Raw genomic sequence first — 20,060 nt, 5'->3', positions numbered from 1 at the left:
GTACGGAGAGCATAACGGCGAGGTCCAGCCGGAACTTCCCGGACGTCAGGACCAGCGGCCGAGTCTCTCGGCGAGCAGGGCGGCGGCGACGGGACCGGCGGTCGAGGTGCGCATGACGTGCGGGCCGAGGCGGACGACGACGGCGCCCCGCTCCGCCAGGTCCGTCACCTCCCGCTCGCTCAGCCCGCCCTCGGGCCCGACGACGAGGAGCACCTCGCCCTGCTCGGGAAGCGAGACGGTGGTGAGCGGCGCGGTGGCCGCCTCGTGGAGGACGACGACGACGCCACCGGCGTCGACGACGGACGCGACCCGGGCGAGCAGCTGCCTGCCGACGGCGAGCTCCTCGACCTCCGGCAGCCGCGCGCGGCGCGACTGCTTGGTGGCGGCGAGCGCGACGGCCTGCCAGCGCTCACGCCCCTTCGCGGCCTTCTTCCCGGCCCACACCGACACGCAGCGCTCGCTCTGCCAGGGCAGGACGGCGTCGATCCCGACCTCGGTCGCGGTCTCCACGGCCTGCTCGTCGCGCCCGCCCTTGGCCAGGGCCTGGACGAGGACGAGCCGCACGGCGGGCGCCGGCTCATGGGTGAGCTCGGTGACGTGGACGGCGAGCTCCTCGCCCGCCGCGGCGGTGACCTCACCGCGGGCGCGGGTGCCCTCGCCGTCGACGACGTCGACGACCTCACCGGCGCGCACCCGCCGCACGGAGACGGCGTGGCGCGCCTCGGGTCCGCGGACGGTGAGGACCGCCCCCTCCCGCGCGGCGGCGAGGTCCTCGGGCGCGCCGAGGAAGACTGGCGCGCTCATCAGCGGCCGGAGAAGCGGTCCCGCAGGCGGGAGAACACGCCGCTGGAGGCGGGCGTGAGACGCGGCTCGGCGCGCTCCTCCCCGCGCAGCGTCGCGAGCTCGAGGAGGAGCTCACGCTGACGGTCGTCCAGGGCGGTGGGCACCTCGACGTCGACCTGGACCTTGAGGTCGCCGCGGCCGGGGCCGTTGAGGCGGCCGACACCGAGGCCGTCGAGCGTGATGACCTCCTCGGGCTGGGTGCCGGGGGCGATGTCGATCTCCTCGGGACCGTCGAAGGTCTCGAGGTGGAGGACGGTGCCGAGCGCGGCGGCCGTCATCGGGACCTCGACGCGCGCGTAGAGGTCGTCCCCACGCCGGGCGAAGACGGGGTGGGGGCGGACCTTGAGCTCGACGTAGAGGTCGCCGGCGGGGCCGCCGCCGGGGCCGACCTCGCCGCTGCCGGTCAGCTTGATGCGGTTGCCGGTGTCGACGCCCGCGGGAACCGAGACGGGGATGGAGCGGCGGGTGCGCACCCGGCCCTGCCCGGAGCACTCGGGGCACGGGTCGGGGATGGTCGTGCCGTGGCCGCCGCAGGCCGAGCAGGGCGAGGTCGTCATGACGTTGCCGAGGAAGGAGCGGGCCACCCGCTGGACCGAGCCGCGCCCGCCGCAGACCGCGCAGGTCTGCACGTGGGTGCCCGGGCGGGTGCAGGTGCCGTTGCAGGTGCCGCACAGGACGGCGGTGTCGACCTGGACCTCCTCGTCGACGCCGAAGACGGCGTCGCGCAGGTCGATCTCGAGGCGGATGAGGGCGTCCTGGCCGCGCCGGCCGCGTGGGGCGGGGCCGCGGCTGGCGCCGGCGGCCGCGCCGAAGAAGGTCTCGAAGATGTCGGAGAAGCCGAAGCCGGCCCCGGCGCCGCCGCCGTTGCCGCCGAGCGCGGACTCCCCACCGAGGTCGTACATCTGGCGCTTCTCGGGGTTGGACAGCACCTCGTAGGCGCGGCCGACCTCCTTGAACTGGTCCTCGGCGTCGGGCCCGGCGACGTCCGGGTGGAGCTTGCGCGCCAGCTTGCGGTAGGCGCGCTTGATCTCCTCCTGCGTCGCGGTACGCGGCACGCCGAGGATCTCGTAGTAGTCGTTCACCAGGTCACTTCCTGTGGGGGTTCAACACGTATGCGGGGCCGGTCAGCCGGCGAGGATCCGCGACAGGTAGCGGGCCACGGCCCGCACGGAGGTCATGGCCGAGGGGTAGTCCATGCGCGTGGGGCCGAGTACACCGAGGTGGGCCACCCCCTCACCACTCCCCCCACCGTAGGCGGTCGCCACGATCGACGCCTCGGACAGCGCCTCGTGGCGGTTCTCCTCACCGATGCTCACGGCGACGGCGTCGTCCTCCGCCATCTCCTGGAGCAGCTTGAGGAGGACGACCTGCTCCTCAAGCGCCTCGAGGACGGGGCCGATGGTGCGGGAGAAGTCGACGTCGGAGCGGGCGAGGTTCGCGGTGCCGGCCATGACGATGCGCTCCTCGGCGTCCATCCGCAGCGTCTCGGTGAGCGCCTCGATGACGCGCGCGACGAGCGGGCGGTGCTCGGGGGCGAAGCGGCCGGAGGTGTCCCCGAGGGCGGAGCCGATGTCGGCGGCGCGGCGCCCGATGCTGCCGGCGTTGATGCGGGCGCGCAGCTCGGCGACGACGGCGAGGTCGAGCGGGGAGTCGACCTCGAGGGCCCGCTGCTCCACCCGCCCGGCGTCGGTGATGATGACGACGAGCAGCCGGTGCTCGGAGAGCGGGACGAGCTCGACGTGCCGCAGGGCCGAGTTGCGCAGCGAGGGGTACTGGACGACGGCGACCTGGTGGGTGAGCTGGGCGAGGAGGCGGACGGTGCGCTCGACGACGTCGTCGAGGTCGACGGCGCCCTCGAGCAGGTGCTGGATCGCGCCCCGCTCGGCCGGCGAGAGCGGCTTGAAGGTCGACAGCTGGTCGACGAAGAGGCGGTAGCCCTTGTCGGTGGGGACCCGCCCCGCGGAGGTGTGGGGCTGGTGGATGTACCCGCTCTCCTCCAGGACGGCCATGTCGTTGCGGATGGTCGCCGGTGAGACACCGAGCGAGTGACGCTCGACCAGGGCCTTGGAGCCCACCGGTTCACGCGTGTGGACGTAGTCCTCGACGATTGCTCGCAGCACTTCGAGTCGACGGTCTGCCAACGGGTTCCCTCCTCCCGGCGCGCTCGTGGCCGGCTCGGCGACGGCCGGTGTCAGCACTCACCGGCCCGGAGTGCTAATTCTACGCGCCACGCCCCGGGGTGTCTCGTGACCTCCCCCACCGCGCGCCTACCCTGCCGGGGTGATGGATCGCTACGGCTCGGACGTCCTGTCCTCCGACCCCCACCGCACCGGTGCCCACGCCCACCGTCCCACGGTCCGCGACGAGCCGGCCGAACTCGGTCTTGTCGTCGAGGACGTCGAGACCGGCTGGGTGGGCGCGGTCACCGCCGTCGAGAAGTCCGGCGGGATGCACGTCGTCGTCCTCGAGGACCGCAGGGGCCGCACGCGGACCTTCCCGCTCGGCTCGGGCTTCTGGGTGGACGGCAAGCCGGTGCACCTCGTGCCGCCGGCGCGGAAGGCGGCACCACGCGGCCCGGTGACGGCCGGCGGCAGGCGGCTCACGGCGTCGGGCTCGATCGCGGTCGACACGAGCCGGGCCAGGGTGGCGCGCGCGTCGCGGATCTGGGTCGAGGGGCGCCACGACGCCGAGCTCGTCGAGCGCGTGTGGGGCGACGACCTGCGGGTCGAGGGCGTCGTCGTCCAGCTCCTCGAGGGCGTGGACAACCTCGCCGAGGTGCTCGCCGACTTCGCGCCCGGGCCCACGCGGCGGGCCGGCGTGCTCGTCGACCACCTCGTCCCCGGCTCCAAGGAGACCCGGCTCGTGGACGAGGCGCTGCGGACGCTGGGTCGCTCGGCCCGGCACGTCAAGGTGCTCGGCCACCCCTACGTCGACGTGTGGCAGGCGGTGCGCCCCGAGCGCGTGGGCCTGAAGGCGTGGCCGGACGTGCCGCGCGGCACCGACATCAAGTACGGCACCCTCGCGGCGCTCGGCTGGCCGCACGCGGACCAGGCCGACGTCGCGCGCGGCTGGAAGCGCATCCTCGGCAGCGTCACCAGCTACAAGGACCTCTCCCCCGCCCTCCTCGGGCGGATGGAGGAGCTCATCGACTTCGTCACCGAGGTCCCCGAGCAGGGATGACGACGACGGCGGTGCGGCCCGGCGCCGACGCCCGGGAGCTGCTCGCCGAGCGGGCCGGGCTCGCGGAGGCCGCGGCCGCCGTCCTGCGCGAGGAGTCTCGGCTGCGCTCGGGCGTCGTCTCGCTCGTCGACGCCTACCGGGACGAGCGGGTGCGTGCCGAGCTCGGCGGGATCGAGGTCGGCCGGCTGCGGGAGACGACCGAGCGCAACCTGCGGCTGCAGGCCCTGGAGGACGCCGGGGTGCAGACGGTGCGCGACGTTCTGGACGCCGGGCCGGCGCGGCTCGAGGCGCTGCCCGGCGTGGGCCCGCACACGGCGCGGGCAGCGGCGGCCGCGGCGCAGCGGCTGGCCCAGACCTTCCGGGCAGGCGTGCCCGTGCGGATCGAGCCGCGCAGCGACGGGCCGCTCGGCCTCGGCCTGGCGTCCCTGCTGTACCGGCTCGACCGGGTGTCCGGGCCGCTGGCCGCCCACCGCGACGAGCTGGCGGACTTCGCCTCGACGGTCCTGGCTCAGGTCCGCGAGGCGGTCCCGGCACGCAGCCGGCTCGGGCTGCTCCTGCGCCTGCCGCGCACCCGTGAGCGCGCCCGGCAGGCACTCGAGGCGCTGGCCCGCTGGGAGCCGTGGCTCGCCGCGACGGACCTGCCCGCGACGGTCCGCGAGCTGACCGCGCTGCTCGCCGAGCCCGGCCCGCTCACCGTGTGGGAGCACCTCGAGCAGCACACCGCCCGCTACTACGCGCTGCTCGACGAGCTCGTCCCCGGCCTGGGCGGCGCCGCGGCCCAGGGCACGCTCCCCGCCGAGCTCGTCGAGCGGATCACCGCCCTCCCGCTCGACGAGTCCCTGCTGCGCGTGCGGCTGCGCGGCTACCAGGTCTTCGGGGCGAAGTTCGCGCTCAACCAGGGCCGGGCGCTCATCGGCGACGAGATGGGCCTGGGCAAGACCGTCCAGGCCATCGCCGTCATGGCGCACCTGGCCGCGACGGGCGAGGACCGTGCGCTCGTCGTGTGCCCGGCGAGCGTCGTCGTCAACTGGTGCCGGGAGGTGTCGCTCCACAGCGAGCTGCCGGTCCACCGCGTCCACGGCCCCGGTCGCGAGGAGGCCCTCGCCGCCTGGCACCGAGAGGGCGGCGTCGCCGTGACGACCTTCGCCACCCTCCCGACGATCCCTCTCCCGGACGCCCCCACCCCCTCCTCGCCGACAGCACAGTTACCGCCGACAGCTGAGTTGTCGCCCACAGCAGACGTATCGCCGACAGCCGGATTCCTCCAGCCGACGCCCACCCTCCTCGTCGTCGACGAGGCGCACTACGCCAAGAACCCTCGGGCGCTGCGCACCCAGCAGGTCGCCGCCTGGGCCGAGCGCACCCCGCGCGCGCTCTTCCTCACCGGCACCGCCCTGCTCAACCGGGTCGAGGAGCTGCTCTCCCTCGCGCGTCTCCTCCAGCCCGGGCTCGTCGACTCGCTCCCCGCGCACCTGCGCCTCCTCGACCCCGACACCTTCCGCCGCCACATCGCGCCGGTGTACCTGCGCCGCAACCTCGACGACGTCCTCGTCGAGCTCCCGCCCCGCGTCGTCACGGACGAGTGGGAGACGATGACGCCGACGGCGCAGCGCCACTACCGGGACGCCGTCGCCTCCGGGAACCTCATGGCGATGCGCCGGGCCGACCTCACCGTCCCCGACCCCGCCGACTCCGCGAAGCTCGAGCGGCTGCTCGAGATCGTCGAGGAGGCCCGCGACGGCGGGCAGCGCGTCGTCGTGTTCTCCTACTTCCTCGACGTCGTCGCCCGGGTGGCCGAGCAGGTGGAGCGGCTGCCGGGCGTGCGGGCGTACGGGCCCATCACCGGGTCGGTGCCCGCGGCCGAGCGGCAGGAGATCGTCGACGCCTTCACCGCCGGCCCGGCCGGCTCGGTGCTCGTGAGCCAGATCGGCGCGGGCGGGGTGGGGCTCAACGTCCAGGCGGCGAGCGTCGTCGTCATCTGCGAGCCGCAGCTCGTCCCCGCCGTCGAGGACCAGGCGATCGGGCGGGTGCACCGGATGGGCCAGCGGCGCCCGGTCCAGGTGCACCGGCTGCTCACCGAGGACAGCGTCGACGAGCGGATCGAGGAGCTCCTGGCCGGCAAGCGACAGGTCTTCGACGCCTACGCCGGCGAGTCGAGCCTCGCGCAGGAGGCGCTCGGCGCCGTCGACGTCACCGAGGCCGAGCTCGCCACGCGGGTCGTCGCGGCCGAGCAGGCCCGGCTCGGCTACGGCCCGGTGTGGGACGAGCTCACCGGCGCGGAGCCTCGCGAGGGCCGGTAGCGGACGGGCTCAGCGCCCGGCGAGGACGTCGACGAGCTCCTCGAGGCGTCCCCCGTGGCGTCGGCGCGGGGCACTTCCCGCCGATGACAGCGCAGCGCCCCCCCGCGCCGGCCGTGCCGGACGCGGGAGGGCGCGAGCTGCCCCGGTCAGGCCGCGCCGGCCTCGGCGGCGTAGTGGTTCACGAACACGACCATGTCCTCGAGGCTGATCTCCTCAGGGGTGGCGTTGAGCGTGACGACCCCGCCCTCGGTGCGCTGGTAGCAGGTGATCGACGAGCCCGACTCGTTGGTCCCGCAGCTGCCGGTGCCGGCCGGGGTGTTGTCGGTCGCGATGTACTCGACCAGCTGCTCGTACGGGGAGCTGAGCACGTTGGTGTCGAGGGCGATCATCACGCTGGAGACGGCGTCGGAGTACATGCGGGCGGGGCCGCTGGCCTCCCCGAGCGTGAACGGGCCGATGGCCTGCGGGGGCTTGGTCACCGAGGCGTCGGGGATGACGGCCCCCTCGGCGGCCGGGCCGGGGTCCGGCGCCTCGATGTCGTCGACGGACGCAGGTCCCGCGCTGCCGCTCACTCCGGCGGGGAGCTTCCGCCGGTGGACACGGTGCGCTCGCGGGACCTGCGGTGAGCAGTCTCACCACACAGTCAGATACCCCCTGGGGTATGGTGGGGCCATGACCACACCGACACGTACCTCCTGGCTCCGGGCCCTGCTGGGCCGCAGCCGGGACACCAGCACGCTGGGATCCTCGGTCCCCGCCGCCCGCGCGGTCGAGCTCGTCCGTGAGGGCGCCGCCCTCGTCGACGTCCGGGAGAACCACGAGTGGAAGGCCGGACACGCCCCCCAGGCGATCCACGTCCCGCTCGGCCGGATCGACTCCGCGCCCCGGCGCCTGTCGGCCGACTCCCCCGTCCTCGTCGTGTGCGCGAGCGGCATGCGCTCGCGCAGCGGCGCCAAGAAGCTGCGTGCCGCCGGCTTCGACGCCGCCAGCGTCTCCGGCGGGATGGCCGCCTGGGAGCAGGCCGGAGGGGCGGTGCGCCGATGACCGCCCGCCGCCCGAGCCGGCGCATCGTCATCGTGGGTGGCGTCGCCGGCGGCATGAGTGCCGCCGCGCGCGCCCGTCGCCTCGACGAGCACGCCGAGATCGTCGTCCTCGAGCAGGGCGACTACGTGAGCTTCGCCAACTGCGGCCTGCCCTACCACCTGTCCGGCGAGATCGGCTCGCGCGAGGACCTGCTCCTCCACACCCCGCAGTCGCTCGCCCGCACCCTCAACCTCGACGTCCGCACCGGCCACCGGGCGACGGCGATCGACCGCGACCGGCGCGAGGTCACCGTCGTCAGCGGCGGCACGACCGACCGCCTGCCCTACGACGCCCTCCTGCTCGCTCCGGGCGCCGTCGCCGTGCGCCCGCCGATCGAGGGCCTGGACCACCCGGCCGTCCACTCGCTGCGCACGATCCCCGACCTCGACCGCGTGACCGACGCGGTCGACGCCGTCCTCACCGACCGGCAGGACGCGCACGCCGTCGTCGTCGGTGCCGGCTTCATCGGCCTCGAGGCCGTCGAGGCGCTGGCCGCCCGCGGGCTGCGGGTCCAGCTCGTCGAGCTGGCCGACCACGTCCTGCCCCCGCTGGACGCGGAGCTCGCCCCGCTCCTCGCCGAGGAGCTGCGCGCCCACGGCGTCGGCCTGCACCTCGGGGTCTCCGCCCAGTCCGTCACCGACGCACCGGGCGGCGGTGCCACCGTCACGCTGTCCGACGGCACCGCCCTGCCCGCCGACGTCGTCATCGTCAACGTCGGCGTCAGGCCGGCCAGCTCACTCGCCGCCGAGGCGGGGCTCGAGCTCGGCGAGCGCGGCGCGATCCGCGTCGACACCGACCAGCGCACCTCCGACCCGCACATCTGGGCCGTCGGCGACGCCGTCGAGGTGCGCCAGGCCGTCACCGGCGCGTCCGGCGCCGTCCCCCTGGCCGGCCCCGCGAACCGGCAGGGCCGGCGCGCCGCCGACTCCATCTGCGGCCACCGCACCACCCCGCAGCAGCCCGTCCTCGGCACGGCCATCGTCCGCGTCTTCGGGCTCACGGCGGCGGTGACCGGCGCGAACCAGGCCGCCCTGCGCTCCGCCGGGATCGCGCACGAGGTCGTCCACCTCCACCCCGCCCACCACGCCGGGTACTACCCCGGCGCCGAGCAGGTCCACCTCGTCGCGAGCTTCGCACCCGACGGCCGCCTCCTCGGCGCTCAGGGCGTCGGCCGGGCCGGCGTGGACAAGCGGATCGACGTCCTCGCCACCGCCCTGCGCGCCGGGATGACCGCGGACGACCTCGCCGAGCTCGAGCTCGCCTACGCCCCGCCCTACGGCTCGGCGAAGGACCCGGTCAACATGCTGGGCTTCGTCGCCCAGAACGTCCTGGACGGCACGATGCCGCAGTGGCAGGCCTGGGACCTCGACGAGGTGCGCGCCGAGTCGCTCGTGCTCGACGTCCGCTCGGCCGAAGAGTACGCGGGCGACCACCTCGATGGCGCCCTCCACGTCCCGCACACCGAGCTGCGCGAGCGGCTCGACGAGGTGCGCACCGCCGCCGAGGGCCGTCCCGTGGCCGTCCACTGCGCCAGCGGGGTGCGGTCCTACCTCGCCACCCGCATCCTGCGCGGGGAGGGGATCGACGCCCGCAACCTCTCCGGGGGCTGGCTCACCCTCCGGGCCGTCCGGCCCGGCGCCCTGTCCGACACCATCAACGCCTGACACCCACACCCGAGGAGAAACCCCATGTGCAGTCCCACCCGTTGCACCACCTGCGGCAAGGTCACCTGGACCGGTTGCGGCATGCATGTCGAGGAGGCCCTGGCCGGCGTCGAGCCGTCGGACCGGTGCACGTGCCCCTGACCCAGGCAGTGGACGAGCGCCGGGACGAGGCCCTCGCCCGGCTCGCCACGGCCACCGGCGACGCCTCGCTGTGCGCCGTCTCCCGTGACGGCACCGCGCGTCCCGCGGTGAAGTACCACGAGGGCGCCGTCGCCGCGCTGGGCGACCTGCGCCGCCGGCTCTCCCAGGAGCCGGCGGACGCGGCGCTCGTCCATGCGCGTGCGCACTGGCGCGCGCTCGAGGACCGCGCGGCGGCCGCGCCCTCGTGGGAGGCCTACCTCGCCGGCGCGGTGGACGCACTCGACGACGTCGCCCACGCGGCTCCGGGCAGCGAGCCGCCCGACGACGTCGCCGCTCTCGTCGCCGTCCACGGGCCGCTCCCCGTGGACCTGGCCCGCGCGCACCCCCACCGCCACTGGACGCTGCGCCACACGGTGGCGGCGGTGGTGCTCACGCCGCTCCTCCTCGCCCTCCTCGTCACCGAGGGCGGCGGGTGGGACGCGGCGCGGGCCCCGCTGTGGACCGCGCTCGTGTCGCTTGCGGCCGTCGGCGGGGCGGCGGTCCTGGCGACCTACGTCCCGGCACGCGGCCACCGGAGCCTGGGCCTCTTACCGTGCACCGTGGTGCCCCTGATGACCGTCCTCGCCGCCGGATGGCTCCTGGGGGCGGAGACGCACGCGGTGCCCGGCGCCCTGGGAGCCGTCGTCGCGGTCGGCTTCGGGCTGGCCAACCGGCTGACCGGGACCCGCTGCGGCGTCTGAGCCGCGCGGAACAACCGTTGACAACTAACCGTTGATATACCCGTAGGGGTATTATTCGAACGTACGTGGAGGATCCTATGAGCACCGTCGACCTCACCGCCGACACCTTCGTCGACACCATCCGCCGGGACGGCATCGTCCTCGTCGACTGGTGGGCCTCCTGGTGCGGCCCGTGCCGCATGTTCGCACCGGTCTACGAGAAGGCCGCTGCGACCCACGATGACATCGTCTTCGCCAAGGTCGACACCGAGGCGGAGCAGGGCCTCTCCGGCCAGGCCGGCATCACCTCCATCCCCACGCTCATGGCGTTCCGCGACGGCGTCCTCGTCTTCTCCCAGCCCGGCGCGCTGCCGGCCCGGGCGCTCGAGGAGGTCATCTCCGCCGTCCGCGGTCTCGACATGAATGCGGTCCGCGAGGAGCTCGCCGAGCAGCAGGCCGCGGGCCGCAGCGCCTGACCTTCCACCGAACAGGAGACCGAGATGAGCTACGGAATCAGCACGACCGTCGAACGGAGCTTCGACGACACCATGGCGGCGGTGCGCGAGGCACTGTCCGAGCAGGGCTTCGGCGTCCTCACCGAGATCGACATGGCCGCCACCCTGAAGAAGAAGCTCGACGTCGACATCCCGCCGCAGGTCATCCTCGGCGCCTGCAACCCGCCCCTGGCGCACCGCGCGCTCCAGGCCGAGGAGTCGATCGGGCTGCTCCTGCCGTGCAACGTCGTCGTCCGCTCCGCGGGGGCCACACGCACCGTCGTCGAGGCCCTCGACCCGCAGACGATGGTTGAGATCACCGGCAACGACGCGCTTCCCCCGGTGGCCGACGACGCCGCCGGCCGTCTGCGCGCCGCCCTGAGCAGTCTGGCCGCGGCATGAGCGCCGACGTGTCGGAGCGCCGCGGCATCGAGCTCGACCCCGCCGAGATGGGCAAGGTCGTCAACCGCCTCAAGCGCGCCCAGGGTCAGCTCGCCGGGGTCGTCCGCATGCTCGAGGAGGGCCGGGACTGCGAGGACGTCGTCATGCAGCTCTCGGCGGTCTCCAAGGCCCTGGACCGGGCCGGCTTCGCGATCATCGCCTCGGGCATGAGGCAGTGCCTCGTCGAGTCGAACGGCGAGGAGACCCTCGACGTCGAGAAGCTGCAGAAGCTCTTCCTGTCCCTCGCCTGACGCGGATCAGCAGGCGCCCTGGAGGATCGTGGCCCCGTAGGGCACGGTGACGAGGGCGACGGCCGCCGCGGCGACGAGCAGGTAGCAGACGACGACGGCGCCGGCCAGGCGGTCGGGGACCACCGCACCACCCGCGAGCCGGGCGATGCGCGAGGGCACGTGGGCCGCCCCGGCGTGCAGCGCGTGGCCCGCGGGCACGACGCCGGGCCGGTGGAGGGCGAGGAGCGCGCCGGCGAGCGCCCGCGGGCCGTGCGCCCGCAGTGCGGCGTCGTCGGCGGCCATCTCGGCGTAGGCGGCCACCGCGTCGCGCGCCCAGCGCAGGAGCGGCACCCAGCCGAGGACTGCCCGCAGCCCGCCGAGGACCCCGAGGAGCAGGTGGTGACGCCCGTCCAGGTGCGCCCGCTCGTGCGCGAGGACGGCGCCCAGCTGCTCGCTGTCGAGCGCGTCGACGGTCCCGCTCGACAGGACGACGCCGGCACGCGGCAGCGTGTAGGCGGCCGGCTCGGCCGCGGGCACCAGCCACACCCGCTCGCCGCCGACCGTGCCACGCCGCGCCGTCGCCCCCAGCACCTCCAGGTGCGCCCGCGACTCCTCCCACCGGCGGCGCGCCGTCGCGCCGAGGACGGCGAGGAGGGCGAGGCCGAGCAGCGCGGTCGCGAGGAGGGGAACGGCGGGCGGGACGCCTACCGCCGTCGCCGCGGCGAAGGGGTTGCTCGCCTCCAGGCAACGCCGGCACACGGCGCCGGCCGCTCCCGGGAGGCCGGGCCCACCGGCCACCCACCCGACGAGCGGGCCGAGGGCGAGCAGGCCGAGCACCCACAGGACGGCTGCGGCCGTCCACGCCGCGATGCCCGCGCGTGGTCGCCGGGCCAGGGTCGGCCCCAGGCGCCCGAGAGCCCACGGTCCCGCCGTCGCCCCCAGGGCGAGGAGCGCGACGAGACCCGCGACGGCGGCCAGGCCCGTCACCGCGCCGCCCCGTCGCCGTCGAGCAGCGCGCGGAGCACGGCGAGGTCCTCCTCGGGGATCGAGCCGACGAAGTGGAGCAGGGAGTCGCTCCGGTCGCCGCTGGCGGCCAGCGCGCGGGCCATGACGTCGGCGGTGTACTCGCTGCGGGCCACGAGCGGCCGGTAGGCCCAGACCCGGCCGAGGAGGACCTTCTCCACGAGGCCCTTGCGGTGGAGGTTGGTGAGGACGGTCGCGATGGTCGTGTACGCGAGGGACTGACCGGTGCGCTCGAGGACGTCACGGGTGCACAGCTCCTCGGGGCAGTCCCAGAGGATCTCCATGACCTGGCGCTCGAGCGGCCCGAGCGTGGGGACGTGCTCAGCCACGGGCAGCCACCGCCGGGACCGGGCAGGAGATCTCCCCGCGCAGGCGCACGACGAGCGCCCAGCCGGTGAGGGCGAGGGCGAGGACGGCGAGGAAGGGCTGCACGGGGGCGAACCAGGTGAGCGCCCCGGAGTAGCCCAGCGCCAGCAGCGCGATCTTGTTGCACACGGGGCAGCCGACGGCGAACCACGCGAGGACGCCGCCGGCGGTCCCGGCGCGGCTGGCGCGCGTCGCCGTCGCGTCGTCCCGCACGGGACCGGAGGCGCCGCGCGGGCGCACGTAGCTCGCGGCGAGCAGCCCGACAACGAGCGCCGTGAGGACGAGGACCGGGTAGTTCCACGCCACGACGGGGATGTCGCGGGCGAAGACCGGGTTGGGGATGATCACGGTCGCGAGCCCGACGAGGACGCCGTACCCGACGGCGACGGCGGCCGCGACCGCCCAGCGCCGGGCGTCCCAGCCGCGCAGCACCTGCGCCGTCGTCGTCGGCTGCACGCGGACAGCGGACTGTGAGGAAGTCGACCAGGCCATCCGCCTACTATAGATGATAGTAAGTACTACGCGGCCTAGTAGCCGCCCGCCGTCCCGTCCCCGATCCCAAGGACGACATGTCTTCCACCCCCACGCGCCGTGCGCCGTGGCTCGTCCCCGTCCTCATCGTCGTCGTCGCGGCCGTGCTCGTGACCGTCTCGGTCGTGCTGTCCGGTCGTGAGGACGCCCCGGAACCGGCGGCCTCCCCCGGCCCGGTCGCCGACGTCGTCGCGCCGGAGGAGCCCCCGACCATCGACCTCGCCCGCCTCGAGGCGGAGGACCCCCTGGCGGCCGGCCCGGTCGACGCACCGGTGAGCCTCATCGTCTACTCCGACTACCAGTGCCCCTTCTGCGCCTCCTGGGCCGCCGACACCGCACCGGTGATGCTCGAGTACGCCGAGGCCGGTGACCTGCGTGTCGAGTTCCGCGACATCGCCGTCTTCGGCGAGGAGTCCCACACCGCTGCCCTCGCGGCCTACGCCGCGGGCCTGCAGGACCGCTACCTCGACTTCCACAGCGCCCTGTTCCCCCAGGGCGAGAAGCTGCCCGCGCGCGGCCTCACGGAGGAGGCCCTCGTCGCGAAGGCCGGGGAGCTCGGGCTGGACGTCGAGCGCTTCACCGCGGACCTGCGGTCGCCGGAGGTGGCGGAGGCGGTGCAGCGCAACATCGACGAGGCCGCGGCCATCGGCGCCTTCTCCACCCCGGCCTTCCTCCTCGCCGGGCAGCCGATCCTCGGTGCTCAGCCCACGGAGGTCTTCGTCACGGCCGTCGAGCAGGCGCTGAGCGAGGCCGGCGCCTGATGGAGCTCAGCCTCCTCGCCGCCTTCCTCGGCGGTGCCCTGGCCCTGCTCAGCCCCTGCGGCGCACTCCTGCTGCCGGCCTTCTTCGCCACGACGATCGGCACCCGCAGGCGTCTCCTGCTGCACGGCGGACTGTTCTTCCTCGGGCTGTCGGTCACGCTCGTGCCGCTCGGTCTCGGCGCCTCGCTGCTCGGCTCGCTGGTCACCACCCACCGTGACCTCCTCATCACCGTCGCGGGCTGGCTCATCATCGTCTTCGGTGTCCTCCAGGTCCTCGGCATCGGCTTCGACCTGTCCCGGCTCCTGCCCGGCACCCAGACCGTAAGGACGACGGCGCACAGCAGGGGCTCGGTCCTCCGCTCGGTGCTGCTCGGCACCGTCTCCGGGATCGCCGGGTTCTGCTCCGGGCCGATCCTCGGGGCCGTCCTCACCATGGCCGCGACCGAGCCCTCCCAGGTGCTGGCCGGCGTGCTGCTGGCCGTCTACGGCGCGGGCATGGTCGTGCCGCTCGTCGCCATCGCCGCGGTGTGGGGCCGGCTCGGCACCCGGGGCCGGGCCAGGCTGCGCGGCCGCGCGTGGCAGGTCGGTCCCTTCCAGCTGCACACGACCTCGGTGGTCACCGGCGTGCTGCTCGTCGTCGTCGGCGTCGTCTTCCTGCGCACCAACGGCCTGGCCAGCCTCCCCCAGCTCGTCCCGTCCCAGCTGCTCGGTGACGTGCAGTCGGGTCTGCTGACCTTCGGTGCCGCCGTGCCGGAGCCGGTCCTCATCGTCGTGCTCGCCCTCGTCGCCCTGGGGGCGTGGGCGCTCTGGCGCCGCCGGACCACCGGCGCAGCGCCGCAGCCCGAACCGTCCGAGCGCACCGGCGGACACGCGTGAGGCGGCGCCTGGCACTGCTCGCCGTCGCCGGCCTGCTGGCCGGCTGCGCGGGCGACCCGCCGCCCGTGGAGACCGAGCCGGCCGTCCTCGAGGAGCGCGCCGCACCCTCGGAGGAGGTCGACGAGGGGTCCCTGCCCCTCGCCCTGTCCGGGCTGCCGGTCCTCGACCCGGGCTGGGACCAGGTACCCCAGGAGCTCGACGGCCTCCTGCTCGGCCTGGACCACCCGGAGGACGGCGAGCCGCTGCGCTTCGTCGCCGCGCGGGAGGACGGCACGCTGCTGTGGCAGGCCGAGCGTCCGCCGTCGTGCACCGGCTTCACGCTCAGCCGCGCCGGCGACCGGCCGGTCGCGGTCCTCACCGACCTCGCGCCCGGGCAGGACACGATGAGCGAGACCTCCGCGAGCGCCTACGACCTCGCCACCGGGGAGCTCGTGTGGGGCCCGGTCGAGGTCCCCGGCCCGCTGCAGGGGCCGGGCACCGTCTTCGCCGCCCCCGCACCCGGAGCCGCGATGGGAGAGACCGGGCCGCGGGTCGTGCTCGACCCGGCCACCGGTGAGGTCGTCGCCGACGAGGAGGACGGGGACGCCGTCGTCGTGGGCGAGTACGGGGGCCTCGTCCTCACGGCTGCCGACGGCACGCTCACCGCGGACGGTCCCGGCACCTCGTGGGAGGTTCCGCTCGCGGACCTCGGAACCGGCCCGGAGCCGGCCGCGCTGCCCGGGGTGGACCCGCCACCCGGCACCGCTCTCCTCGGCGCGCCCGGTGAGGCGCTCGGCGTGCTCGTCGACCTCGCGACCGGTGAGGTGCTCACCACGGGCGTGCGCGACGCCGTCACGGAGCCGATCTCGGGCACGCTCGTCACGCTCGAGGACGCGACGCTCGTGGGCCGTCCCGACGGCGAGCACTGGGAGCGGCCCGCGGAGGGCATGGCCCTGTCCGCGGCCGGGAACGTCTTCGCCTACCTCCGGTCCGACACCGCGGTCCGCGCGGTCAACGTCGTCACCGGGGCCGACGCCGTCGCCTACGACGACGGCGTCACCGACCCGGCCGTGCCCGTCCTCGTCACCGAGGGCGGGGCGACCGTCGTCGAGGGCGCCGACCTCGCGCTCGTCCCGACCGCCTCCGCCGGCTGACGCCCTTGCGGGCACCCCCGGGTGCTGCCATGGTGTCGGCACGGAGCCGACGCAGTGCTCCGTCGGCCGGGGGGACGTCACGTGTGGACGACGGGCGGGCCGTAGCAGCGGAGCAGCACCACCGTCTCTCACGGTCGAGGTACCAGCCCCGAACGAGAGTGAGCTCGTCATGAAACGCACCGCTGGAATCGGTTCGCTGGCCGCGCTGGCCCTCGCGGCCACCGCACTCTCCCCCGCCAGTGCTGACGACGGCGTCCCCGACGCCATCGACGCCCTCGACGTCGTGCCCGGCATCGCCGCCGAGGCGACACCCGCCACCGACACCTCCCTCACCACCCTGGGCTTCCGGGCCGAGGGCGCCTCCGGCGCCGCGACCGTCATCGAACGGTCCGACGCCGACACCACGGCCGTCACCTACGACGACGGCGGACAGGCAGTCCTCGAGGGCACGTCCCCGGACACCGACACCGTCGTCCAGCAGACGCCCGAGGGCGGCCGCGTCCTCGAGGTCATCGGCTCGCCGGACGCCCCCGAGGAGTTCTCCTACGACGTCCACGTCCCCGAGGGCATGGAGATCATCGAGCACGACGACGGCAGCCTCCTCATCGGCACCCAGCAGCAGGTGGGTGACCGGGTGACCGTCGAGGTCGACGGCGTCATCGGCGCCCCGTGGGCGGTGGACGCGAACGGTGAGGCGGTCCCGGCGTCCTACGAGGTCGACGGCGGCACGGTGACGATGCACGTCGAGCACTCGGCCGACGTCGCCTACCCGGTGGTCGCCGACCCGGCGTACACGGCCGGCGGCTTCCGGCTCAGCTGGACGATCTTCCGGCCGCACATCGTGTCGGTGGAGCTCGACAAGGAGACCTCGGCGATCGCGGAGGACGTCGGTGCGGCGGCCTGCGTGGGCATCGCCGTCGTCGTCGGCCCGGGCGCGGCGATCCTGTGCGGCCTGGAGAACCTCGCGATCCGGGCCGCCTCCCGGTTCGGGTACTGCCAGAAGTGGGACTTCAACCTCCTGCGGATGTCCCTCGACGTCGGCGTCTACCGCGGCGGCTTCTGCGCCTGAGGCAACCACCGCCCCCGCGCCGACAGCAGAGCTGTTCCACGGAACAGCTCTGCTGTCGGCGCGGGCTGGGTCGTCAGTCGGTGAGGGCGCGGACGACCGTGTCGGCCAGCAGGCGGCCGCGACGGGTGAGGAGGATGCGGCCGGCGCGGGCGGCGGGCATGTCGACGAGCCCCTCGGCGATGAGCCCGGCGACGGCCTCGCGGTGCCGCTCGGGCACCCGGCCGGTCCCCGGCTCCAGCTCCAGACCCTCGGCAAGCCGCACGCCGAGCAGCACCCGCTCGAGCTCGCGGGCGCCGTCGTCGAGCACCTCGTGCCCGGCGCCCGGGCTCAGCCCCTGCTCGAGCCGGTGGGCGTACGCGCGCGGGTGCTTGACGTTCCACCAGCGCACCCCGCCGACGTGACTGTGCGCGCCCGGCCCCACGCCCCACCAGTCGGCACCCCGCCAGTAGTTGAGGTTGTGCCGGCACGCGTGCTCCGGCGTCGTCGCGAAGTTCGACACCTCGTACCAGGACAGGCCGGCGGCGGTGAGGACGTCGTCGGCCACCTCGTACTTGAGGGCCGCGTCGTCGTCGTCCGGCATGGGTAGCTCGCCGCGACGGACCTGCGCGCCCATCTTGGTCCCCGGCTCGATCCCGAGCGCGTAGGCGGACACGTGGTCCGGCTCGAGGGCTACGGCGGTCTCCAGGCTGGTCCGCCAGTCGCCGAGCGACTCCCCCGGGGTGCCGTAGATGAGGTCGACCGAGACGTCGAGGCCCGCGTCGCGCGCCCAGCGGACGACGTCGGGCAGGCGGGCGGGGTCGTGGGTGCGGTCGAGGGTGGCGAGGACGTGCGGGACGGCGGACTGCATGCCGAAGGACACGCGCGTGAAGCCGGCGTCGGCGAGCTGCTCGAGGGAGGCCGGCGTGACGGAGTCCGGGTTGGCCTCCGTCGTCACCTCCGCGCCGTCGGCCAGGCCCCACGTGCCGCGGACGTGGGTGAGCATCGTCGCGAGGTCGGCAGCGGGCAGGAGCGTAGGCGTGCCGCCGCCGACGAAGACGGTCGACACCTCGCGCCGCGCCACGCCCGCCCGCTCGAGCACGCCGGCGGCGAGATCGATCTCCCGGCGCGCGGTGTCCGCGTAGGCGGCCTGGCTGGCCCCGCCCCCGAGCTCGGTGGCGGTGTAGGTGTTGAAGTCGCAGTACCCGCAGCGCACCCGGCAGAAGGGCACGTGGAGGTAGACGCCGAAGTCGCGCTCGGCCGAGCCGGCCGCCGCGGACGCCGGGAGGGCGCCGTCGGCGGGGACCGGGTCGCCCGCGGGAAGGGCAGGGCTCACTTCTTGCCCTTGGCGTCCTTGCCGGTCGGGGTGTCGGAGGACAGTGCGGCGATGAAGGCCTCCGGCGGGACCTCGACCCGGCCGATCTGCTTCATCCGCTTCTTGCCCTCCTTCTGCTTCTCCAGGAGCTTGCGCTTGCGGGAGATGTCACCGCCGTAGCACTTGGCGAGCATGTCCTTGCGCAGCGCGCGGATGGTCTCGCGGGCGATGATCCGGGCGCCGATGGCGGCCTGGATCGGCACCTCGAACTGCTGCCGGGGGATGATCTCGCGCAGCTTGCCGGCCATCTCCACCCCGTAGGAGTAGGCCTTGTCGCGGTGGACGATCGAGCTGAAGGCGTCGACCTTCTCGCCGTGGAGGAGGATGTCGACCTTGACGAGGTCGGCGACCTGCTCGCCGTCGGCCTCGTAGTCGAAGGAGGCGTAGCCGCGGGTGCGCGACTTGAGCTGGTCGAAGAAGTCGAAGACGATCTCGGCCAGCGGCAGGTGGTAGCGCATCTCCACGCGCTCCGGGGACAGGTAGTCCATCCCGTCCTGGGTGCCGCGCCGCTGCTGGCACAGCTCCATGACCGGGCCGATGAACTCCGACGGCGTGATGATCGTCGCGCGCACGACCGGCTCGTAGACCTCGGTGATCTTCCCGTCGGGGTACTCGCTCGGGTTGGTCACCTCGGTCCGCGTGCCGTCCTCGGTGACGACGCCGTAGACGACGTTGGGAGCGGTGGAGATGAGGTCGAGGTCGAACTCGCGCTCGAGGCGCTCGCGCACGATCTCGAGGTGGAGCAGGCCGAGGTAGCCGCAGCGGAAGCCGAAGCCGAGCGCGACCGAGGTCTCCGGCTCGTAGGCGAGCGCGGCGTCGTTGAGCTTGAGCTTGTCCAGCGCGTCACGCAGCACCGGGTAGTCCGAGCCGTCCACCGGGAAGAGCCCGGAGTAGACCATCGGCTGCGGGTCGCGGTACTCGCCGGCCGCCTCGGAGGCGGGGCGGGCAGCGTTGGTGACCGTGTCACCGACGCGCGACTGGCGCACGTCCTTGACGCCGGTGATGAGGTAGCCGACCTCACCGACGCCCAGGCCCTTGGTGGGCTTGGGCTCCGGGGAGCTGACGCCGATCTCGAGGAGGTCGACGCTCGTGCCGGTCGACATCATCGTGAGCTTCTCGCGCGGCTTGATCTCGCCGTCGACGACGCGCACGTAGGTGACGACGCCGCGGTAGGTGTCGTAGACGGAGTCGAAGATCATCGCCCGCGCGGGGGCGTCCGGGTCGCCGACGGGAGCCGGGATGTCGCTGACGATGCGGTCGAGGAGCGCGGGCACGCCGACGCCCGTCTTGCCCGACACCCGGAGGCAGTCCTCCGGGTCCCCGCCGATGAGGCCGGCGAGCTCGTCCGCGTAGCGCTCGGGCTGGGCGCCGGGCAGGTCGATCTTGTTGAGGACCGGGATGATCGTGAGGTCGTTCTCCATCGCCAGGTAGAGGTTGGCGAGGGTCTGGGCCTCGATGCCCTGGGCGGCGTCGACGAGGAGGAGTGCACCCTCGCAGGCGGCGAGCGAGCGGGAGACCTCGTAGGTGAAGTCGACGTGGCCGGGGGTGTCGATCATGTTGAGTGCGTAGGCGCGCTCCCCCACCTGCCACGGCATGCGCACGGCCTGGGACTTGATCGTGATGCCGCGCTCACGCTCGATGTCCATCCGGTCGAGGTACTGGGCGCGCATCGCGCGGTCCTCGACGACGCCGGTGAGCTGGAGCATGCGGTCGGCCAGGGTCGACTTGCCGTGGTCGATGTGCGCGATGATGCAGAAGTTGCGCAGCAGCTCGGGCGCGGTCGCCGCGGGGGCGATCGCTCGGGTCAGCTCGGGGCTGGGGATCGGGGACACTCACGTTCCTTCAAGCGACGACGA

21 protein-coding genes are annotated in these 20,060 nt (G+C 74.3%); 12 read left to right on the top strand and 9 right to left on the bottom strand.

From position 1 onward, the window contains the following. Nucleotides 1-45: 45 nt before the first annotated feature. From AA0005_RS07220 to hrcA, 3 genes are read right to left on the bottom strand one after another with little or no spacing between them, the layout of a single operon-like run. Nucleotides 46-804, bottom strand: a complete 759-nt coding sequence (locus AA0005_RS07220) for a 16S rRNA (uracil(1498)-N(3))-methyltransferase (protein WP_413452734.1) — start codon at nt 802-804, stop codon at nt 46-48. Then, nucleotides 804-1,925, bottom strand: coding sequence for a molecular chaperone DnaJ (dnaJ, locus tag AA0005_RS07215; RefSeq protein ID WP_413452733.1), 1,122 nt, complete (start codon nt 1,923-1,925; stop codon nt 804-806). The genes AA0005_RS07220 and dnaJ overlap by 1 nt, the downstream gene beginning before the upstream one ends. 42 nt (nt 1,926-1,967) lie before the next feature. Further along, a complete protein-coding gene (hrcA, locus tag AA0005_RS07210) occupies nt 1,968-2,984 on the bottom strand; it encodes a heat-inducible transcriptional repressor HrcA (protein ID WP_413452732.1) in 1,017 nt (338 codons plus the stop codon). A 142-nt stretch (nt 2,985-3,126) separates the two neighbouring features. On the opposite strand from hrcA, the gene AA0005_RS07205 reads away from it, so the two are divergent. Together AA0005_RS07205 and AA0005_RS07200 are read left to right on the top strand one after the other, a co-directional pair. Continuing rightward, nucleotides 3,127-4,023, top strand: a complete 897-nt coding sequence (locus tag AA0005_RS07205) for a DUF3097 domain-containing protein (protein WP_413453072.1) — start codon at nt 3,127-3,129, stop codon at nt 4,021-4,023. After that, nucleotides 4,020-6,323, top strand: a complete 2,304-nt coding sequence (locus AA0005_RS07200; protein ID WP_413452731.1) for a DEAD/DEAH box helicase — start codon at nt 4,020-4,022, stop codon at nt 6,321-6,323. The genes AA0005_RS07205 and AA0005_RS07200 overlap by 4 nt, the downstream gene beginning before the upstream one ends. Nucleotides 6,324-6,469: 146 nt before the next feature. On the opposite strand, the gene AA0005_RS07195 is transcribed toward AA0005_RS07200, so the two are convergent. Then, nucleotides 6,470-6,895 carry a hypothetical protein gene (locus AA0005_RS07195; RefSeq protein WP_413452730.1) on the bottom strand — a complete coding sequence of 142 codons (426 nt, stop codon included), beginning with the start codon at nt 6,893-6,895 and terminating at the stop codon, nt 6,470-6,472. Between the two features lie 100 nt (nt 6,896-6,995). Here AA0005_RS07195 and AA0005_RS07190 point away from each other — a divergent pair, with 100 nt between their 5' ends. The 6 genes from AA0005_RS07190 (at nt 6,996) to AA0005_RS07165 (ending at nt 11,116) form a co-directional block, all read left to right on the top strand. Then, a complete protein-coding gene (locus AA0005_RS07190; protein ID WP_413452729.1) occupies nt 6,996-7,367 on the top strand; it encodes a rhodanese-like domain-containing protein in 372 nt (123 codons plus the stop codon). Next, nucleotides 7,364-9,070 (top strand): FAD-dependent oxidoreductase, encoded by a 1,707-nt coding sequence (locus tag AA0005_RS07185; protein WP_413452728.1) that lies wholly within the window; start codon nt 7,364-7,366, stop codon nt 9,068-9,070. The genes AA0005_RS07190 and AA0005_RS07185 overlap by 4 nt, the downstream gene beginning before the upstream one ends. Before the next feature lie 131 nt (nt 9,071-9,201). Further along, nucleotides 9,202-9,951, top strand: a complete 750-nt coding sequence (locus AA0005_RS07180) for a hypothetical protein (RefSeq protein ID WP_413452727.1) — start codon at nt 9,202-9,204, stop codon at nt 9,949-9,951. A gap of 77 nt (nt 9,952-10,028) precedes the next feature. Beyond that, on the top strand, nt 10,029-10,406 hold the full coding sequence (trxA, locus tag AA0005_RS07175) for a thioredoxin (RefSeq protein WP_413452726.1): 378 nt from the start codon (nt 10,029-10,031) through the stop codon (nt 10,404-10,406). Between the two features lie 24 nt (nt 10,407-10,430). Further along, a complete protein-coding gene (locus AA0005_RS07170; protein WP_413452725.1) occupies nt 10,431-10,826 on the top strand; it encodes a DUF302 domain-containing protein in 396 nt (131 codons plus the stop codon). Between the two features lie 26 nt (nt 10,827-10,852). Then, nucleotides 10,853-11,116 carry a metal-sensitive transcriptional regulator gene (locus AA0005_RS07165; RefSeq protein WP_413453071.1) on the top strand — a complete coding sequence of 88 codons (264 nt, stop codon included), beginning with the start codon at nt 10,853-10,855 and terminating at the stop codon, nt 11,114-11,116. Between the two features lie 6 nt (nt 11,117-11,122). On the opposite strand, the gene AA0005_RS07160 is transcribed toward AA0005_RS07165, so the two are convergent. From AA0005_RS07160 to AA0005_RS07150, 3 genes are read right to left on the bottom strand one after another with little or no spacing between them, the layout of a single operon-like run. Next, nucleotides 11,123-12,082 carry a M56 family metallopeptidase gene (locus tag AA0005_RS07160; protein ID WP_413452724.1) on the bottom strand — a complete coding sequence of 320 codons (960 nt, stop codon included), beginning with the start codon at nt 12,080-12,082 and terminating at the stop codon, nt 11,123-11,125. Beyond that, nucleotides 12,079-12,447 carry a BlaI/MecI/CopY family transcriptional regulator gene (locus AA0005_RS07155; protein WP_413452723.1) on the bottom strand — a complete coding sequence of 123 codons (369 nt, stop codon included), beginning with the start codon at nt 12,445-12,447 and terminating at the stop codon, nt 12,079-12,081. Before AA0005_RS07155 ends, AA0005_RS07160 begins: the two co-directional genes overlap by 4 nt. Further along, nucleotides 12,440-12,976, bottom strand: a complete 537-nt coding sequence (locus tag AA0005_RS07150; RefSeq protein WP_413452722.1) for a hypothetical protein — start codon at nt 12,974-12,976, stop codon at nt 12,440-12,442. The genes AA0005_RS07155 and AA0005_RS07150 overlap by 8 nt, the downstream gene beginning before the upstream one ends. Before the next feature lie 77 nt (nt 12,977-13,053). Between AA0005_RS07150 and AA0005_RS07145 the strand changes: the two genes are divergently transcribed. The 4 genes from AA0005_RS07145 to AA0005_RS07130 all read left to right on the top strand — a co-directional run bounded on the left by AA0005_RS07145 (nt 13,054) and on the right by AA0005_RS07130 (nt 16,853). Next, entirely contained in the window at nt 13,054-13,776 is a 723-nt protein-coding gene (locus tag AA0005_RS07145; RefSeq protein ID WP_413452721.1) for a DsbA family protein, read from the top strand. Continuing rightward, entirely contained in the window at nt 13,776-14,651 is an 876-nt protein-coding gene (locus AA0005_RS07140; RefSeq protein ID WP_413452720.1) for a cytochrome c biogenesis CcdA family protein, read from the top strand. Before AA0005_RS07145 ends, AA0005_RS07140 begins: the two co-directional genes overlap by 1 nt. Next, nucleotides 14,648-15,784 (top strand): hypothetical protein, encoded by a 1,137-nt coding sequence (locus AA0005_RS07135; protein WP_413452719.1) that lies wholly within the window; start codon nt 14,648-14,650, stop codon nt 15,782-15,784. Before AA0005_RS07140 ends, AA0005_RS07135 begins: the two co-directional genes overlap by 4 nt. Nucleotides 15,785-15,953: 169 nt before the next feature. Then, nucleotides 15,954-16,853, top strand: coding sequence for a hypothetical protein (locus tag AA0005_RS07130; protein WP_413452718.1), 900 nt, complete (start codon nt 15,954-15,956; stop codon nt 16,851-16,853). A gap of 73 nt (nt 16,854-16,926) precedes the next feature. Here AA0005_RS07130 and hemW read toward each other — a convergent pair whose 3' ends face one another. Together hemW and lepA are read right to left on the bottom strand one after the other, a co-directional pair. Beyond that, nucleotides 16,927-18,165 (bottom strand): radical SAM family heme chaperone HemW, encoded by a 1,239-nt coding sequence (gene hemW / locus AA0005_RS07125; protein ID WP_413452717.1) that lies wholly within the window; start codon nt 18,163-18,165, stop codon nt 16,927-16,929. Further along, nucleotides 18,162-20,036, bottom strand: a complete 1,875-nt coding sequence (gene lepA / locus AA0005_RS07120; protein ID WP_413452716.1) for a translation elongation factor 4 — start codon at nt 20,034-20,036, stop codon at nt 18,162-18,164. Before lepA ends, hemW begins: the two co-directional genes overlap by 4 nt. Between the last annotated feature and the right edge of the window lie 24 nt (nt 20,037-20,060).

Origin of the sequence: Georgenia phoenicis (assembly GCF_047302425.1) — a bacterium.
Lineage (GTDB): Bacteria > Actinomycetota > Actinomycetes > Actinomycetales > Actinomycetaceae > Oceanitalea.
The sequence above is the reverse complement of the archived record's forward strand: the minus strand, read 5'-3'. Positions and strand labels throughout refer to the sequence as shown.

Excerpts from the sequence above, each read along its gene's own strand:
- AA0005_RS07220 (WP_413452734.1), bottom strand. The coding sequence starts at position 804 with ATGAGCGCGCCAGTCTTCCTCGGCGCGCCCGAGGACCTCGCCGCCGCG.
- AA0005_RS07205 (WP_413453072.1), top strand. The coding sequence starts at position 3,127 with ATGGATCGCTACGGCTCGGACGTCCTGTCCTCCGACCCCCACCGCACC.
- AA0005_RS07200 (WP_413452731.1), top strand. The coding sequence starts at position 4,020 with ATGACGACGACGGCGGTGCGGCCCGGCGCCGACGCCCGGGAGCTGCTC.
- AA0005_RS07190 (WP_413452729.1), top strand. The coding sequence starts at position 6,996 with ATGACCACACCGACACGTACCTCCTGGCTCCGGGCCCTGCTGGGCCGC.
- AA0005_RS07185 (WP_413452728.1), top strand. The coding sequence starts at position 7,364 with ATGACCGCCCGCCGCCCGAGCCGGCGCATCGTCATCGTGGGTGGCGTC.
- trxA (WP_413452726.1), top strand. The coding sequence starts at position 10,029 with ATGAGCACCGTCGACCTCACCGCCGACACCTTCGTCGACACCATCCGC.
- AA0005_RS07170 (WP_413452725.1), top strand. The coding sequence starts at position 10,431 with ATGAGCTACGGAATCAGCACGACCGTCGAACGGAGCTTCGACGACACC.
- AA0005_RS07150 (WP_413452722.1), bottom strand. The coding sequence starts at position 12,976 with ATGGCCTGGTCGACTTCCTCACAGTCCGCTGTCCGCGTGCAGCCGACG.
- AA0005_RS07145 (WP_413452721.1), top strand. The coding sequence starts at position 13,054 with ATGTCTTCCACCCCCACGCGCCGTGCGCCGTGGCTCGTCCCCGTCCTC.
- AA0005_RS07140 (WP_413452720.1), top strand. The coding sequence starts at position 13,776 with ATGGAGCTCAGCCTCCTCGCCGCCTTCCTCGGCGGTGCCCTGGCCCTG.
- AA0005_RS07130 (WP_413452718.1), top strand. The coding sequence starts at position 15,954 with ATGAAACGCACCGCTGGAATCGGTTCGCTGGCCGCGCTGGCCCTCGCG.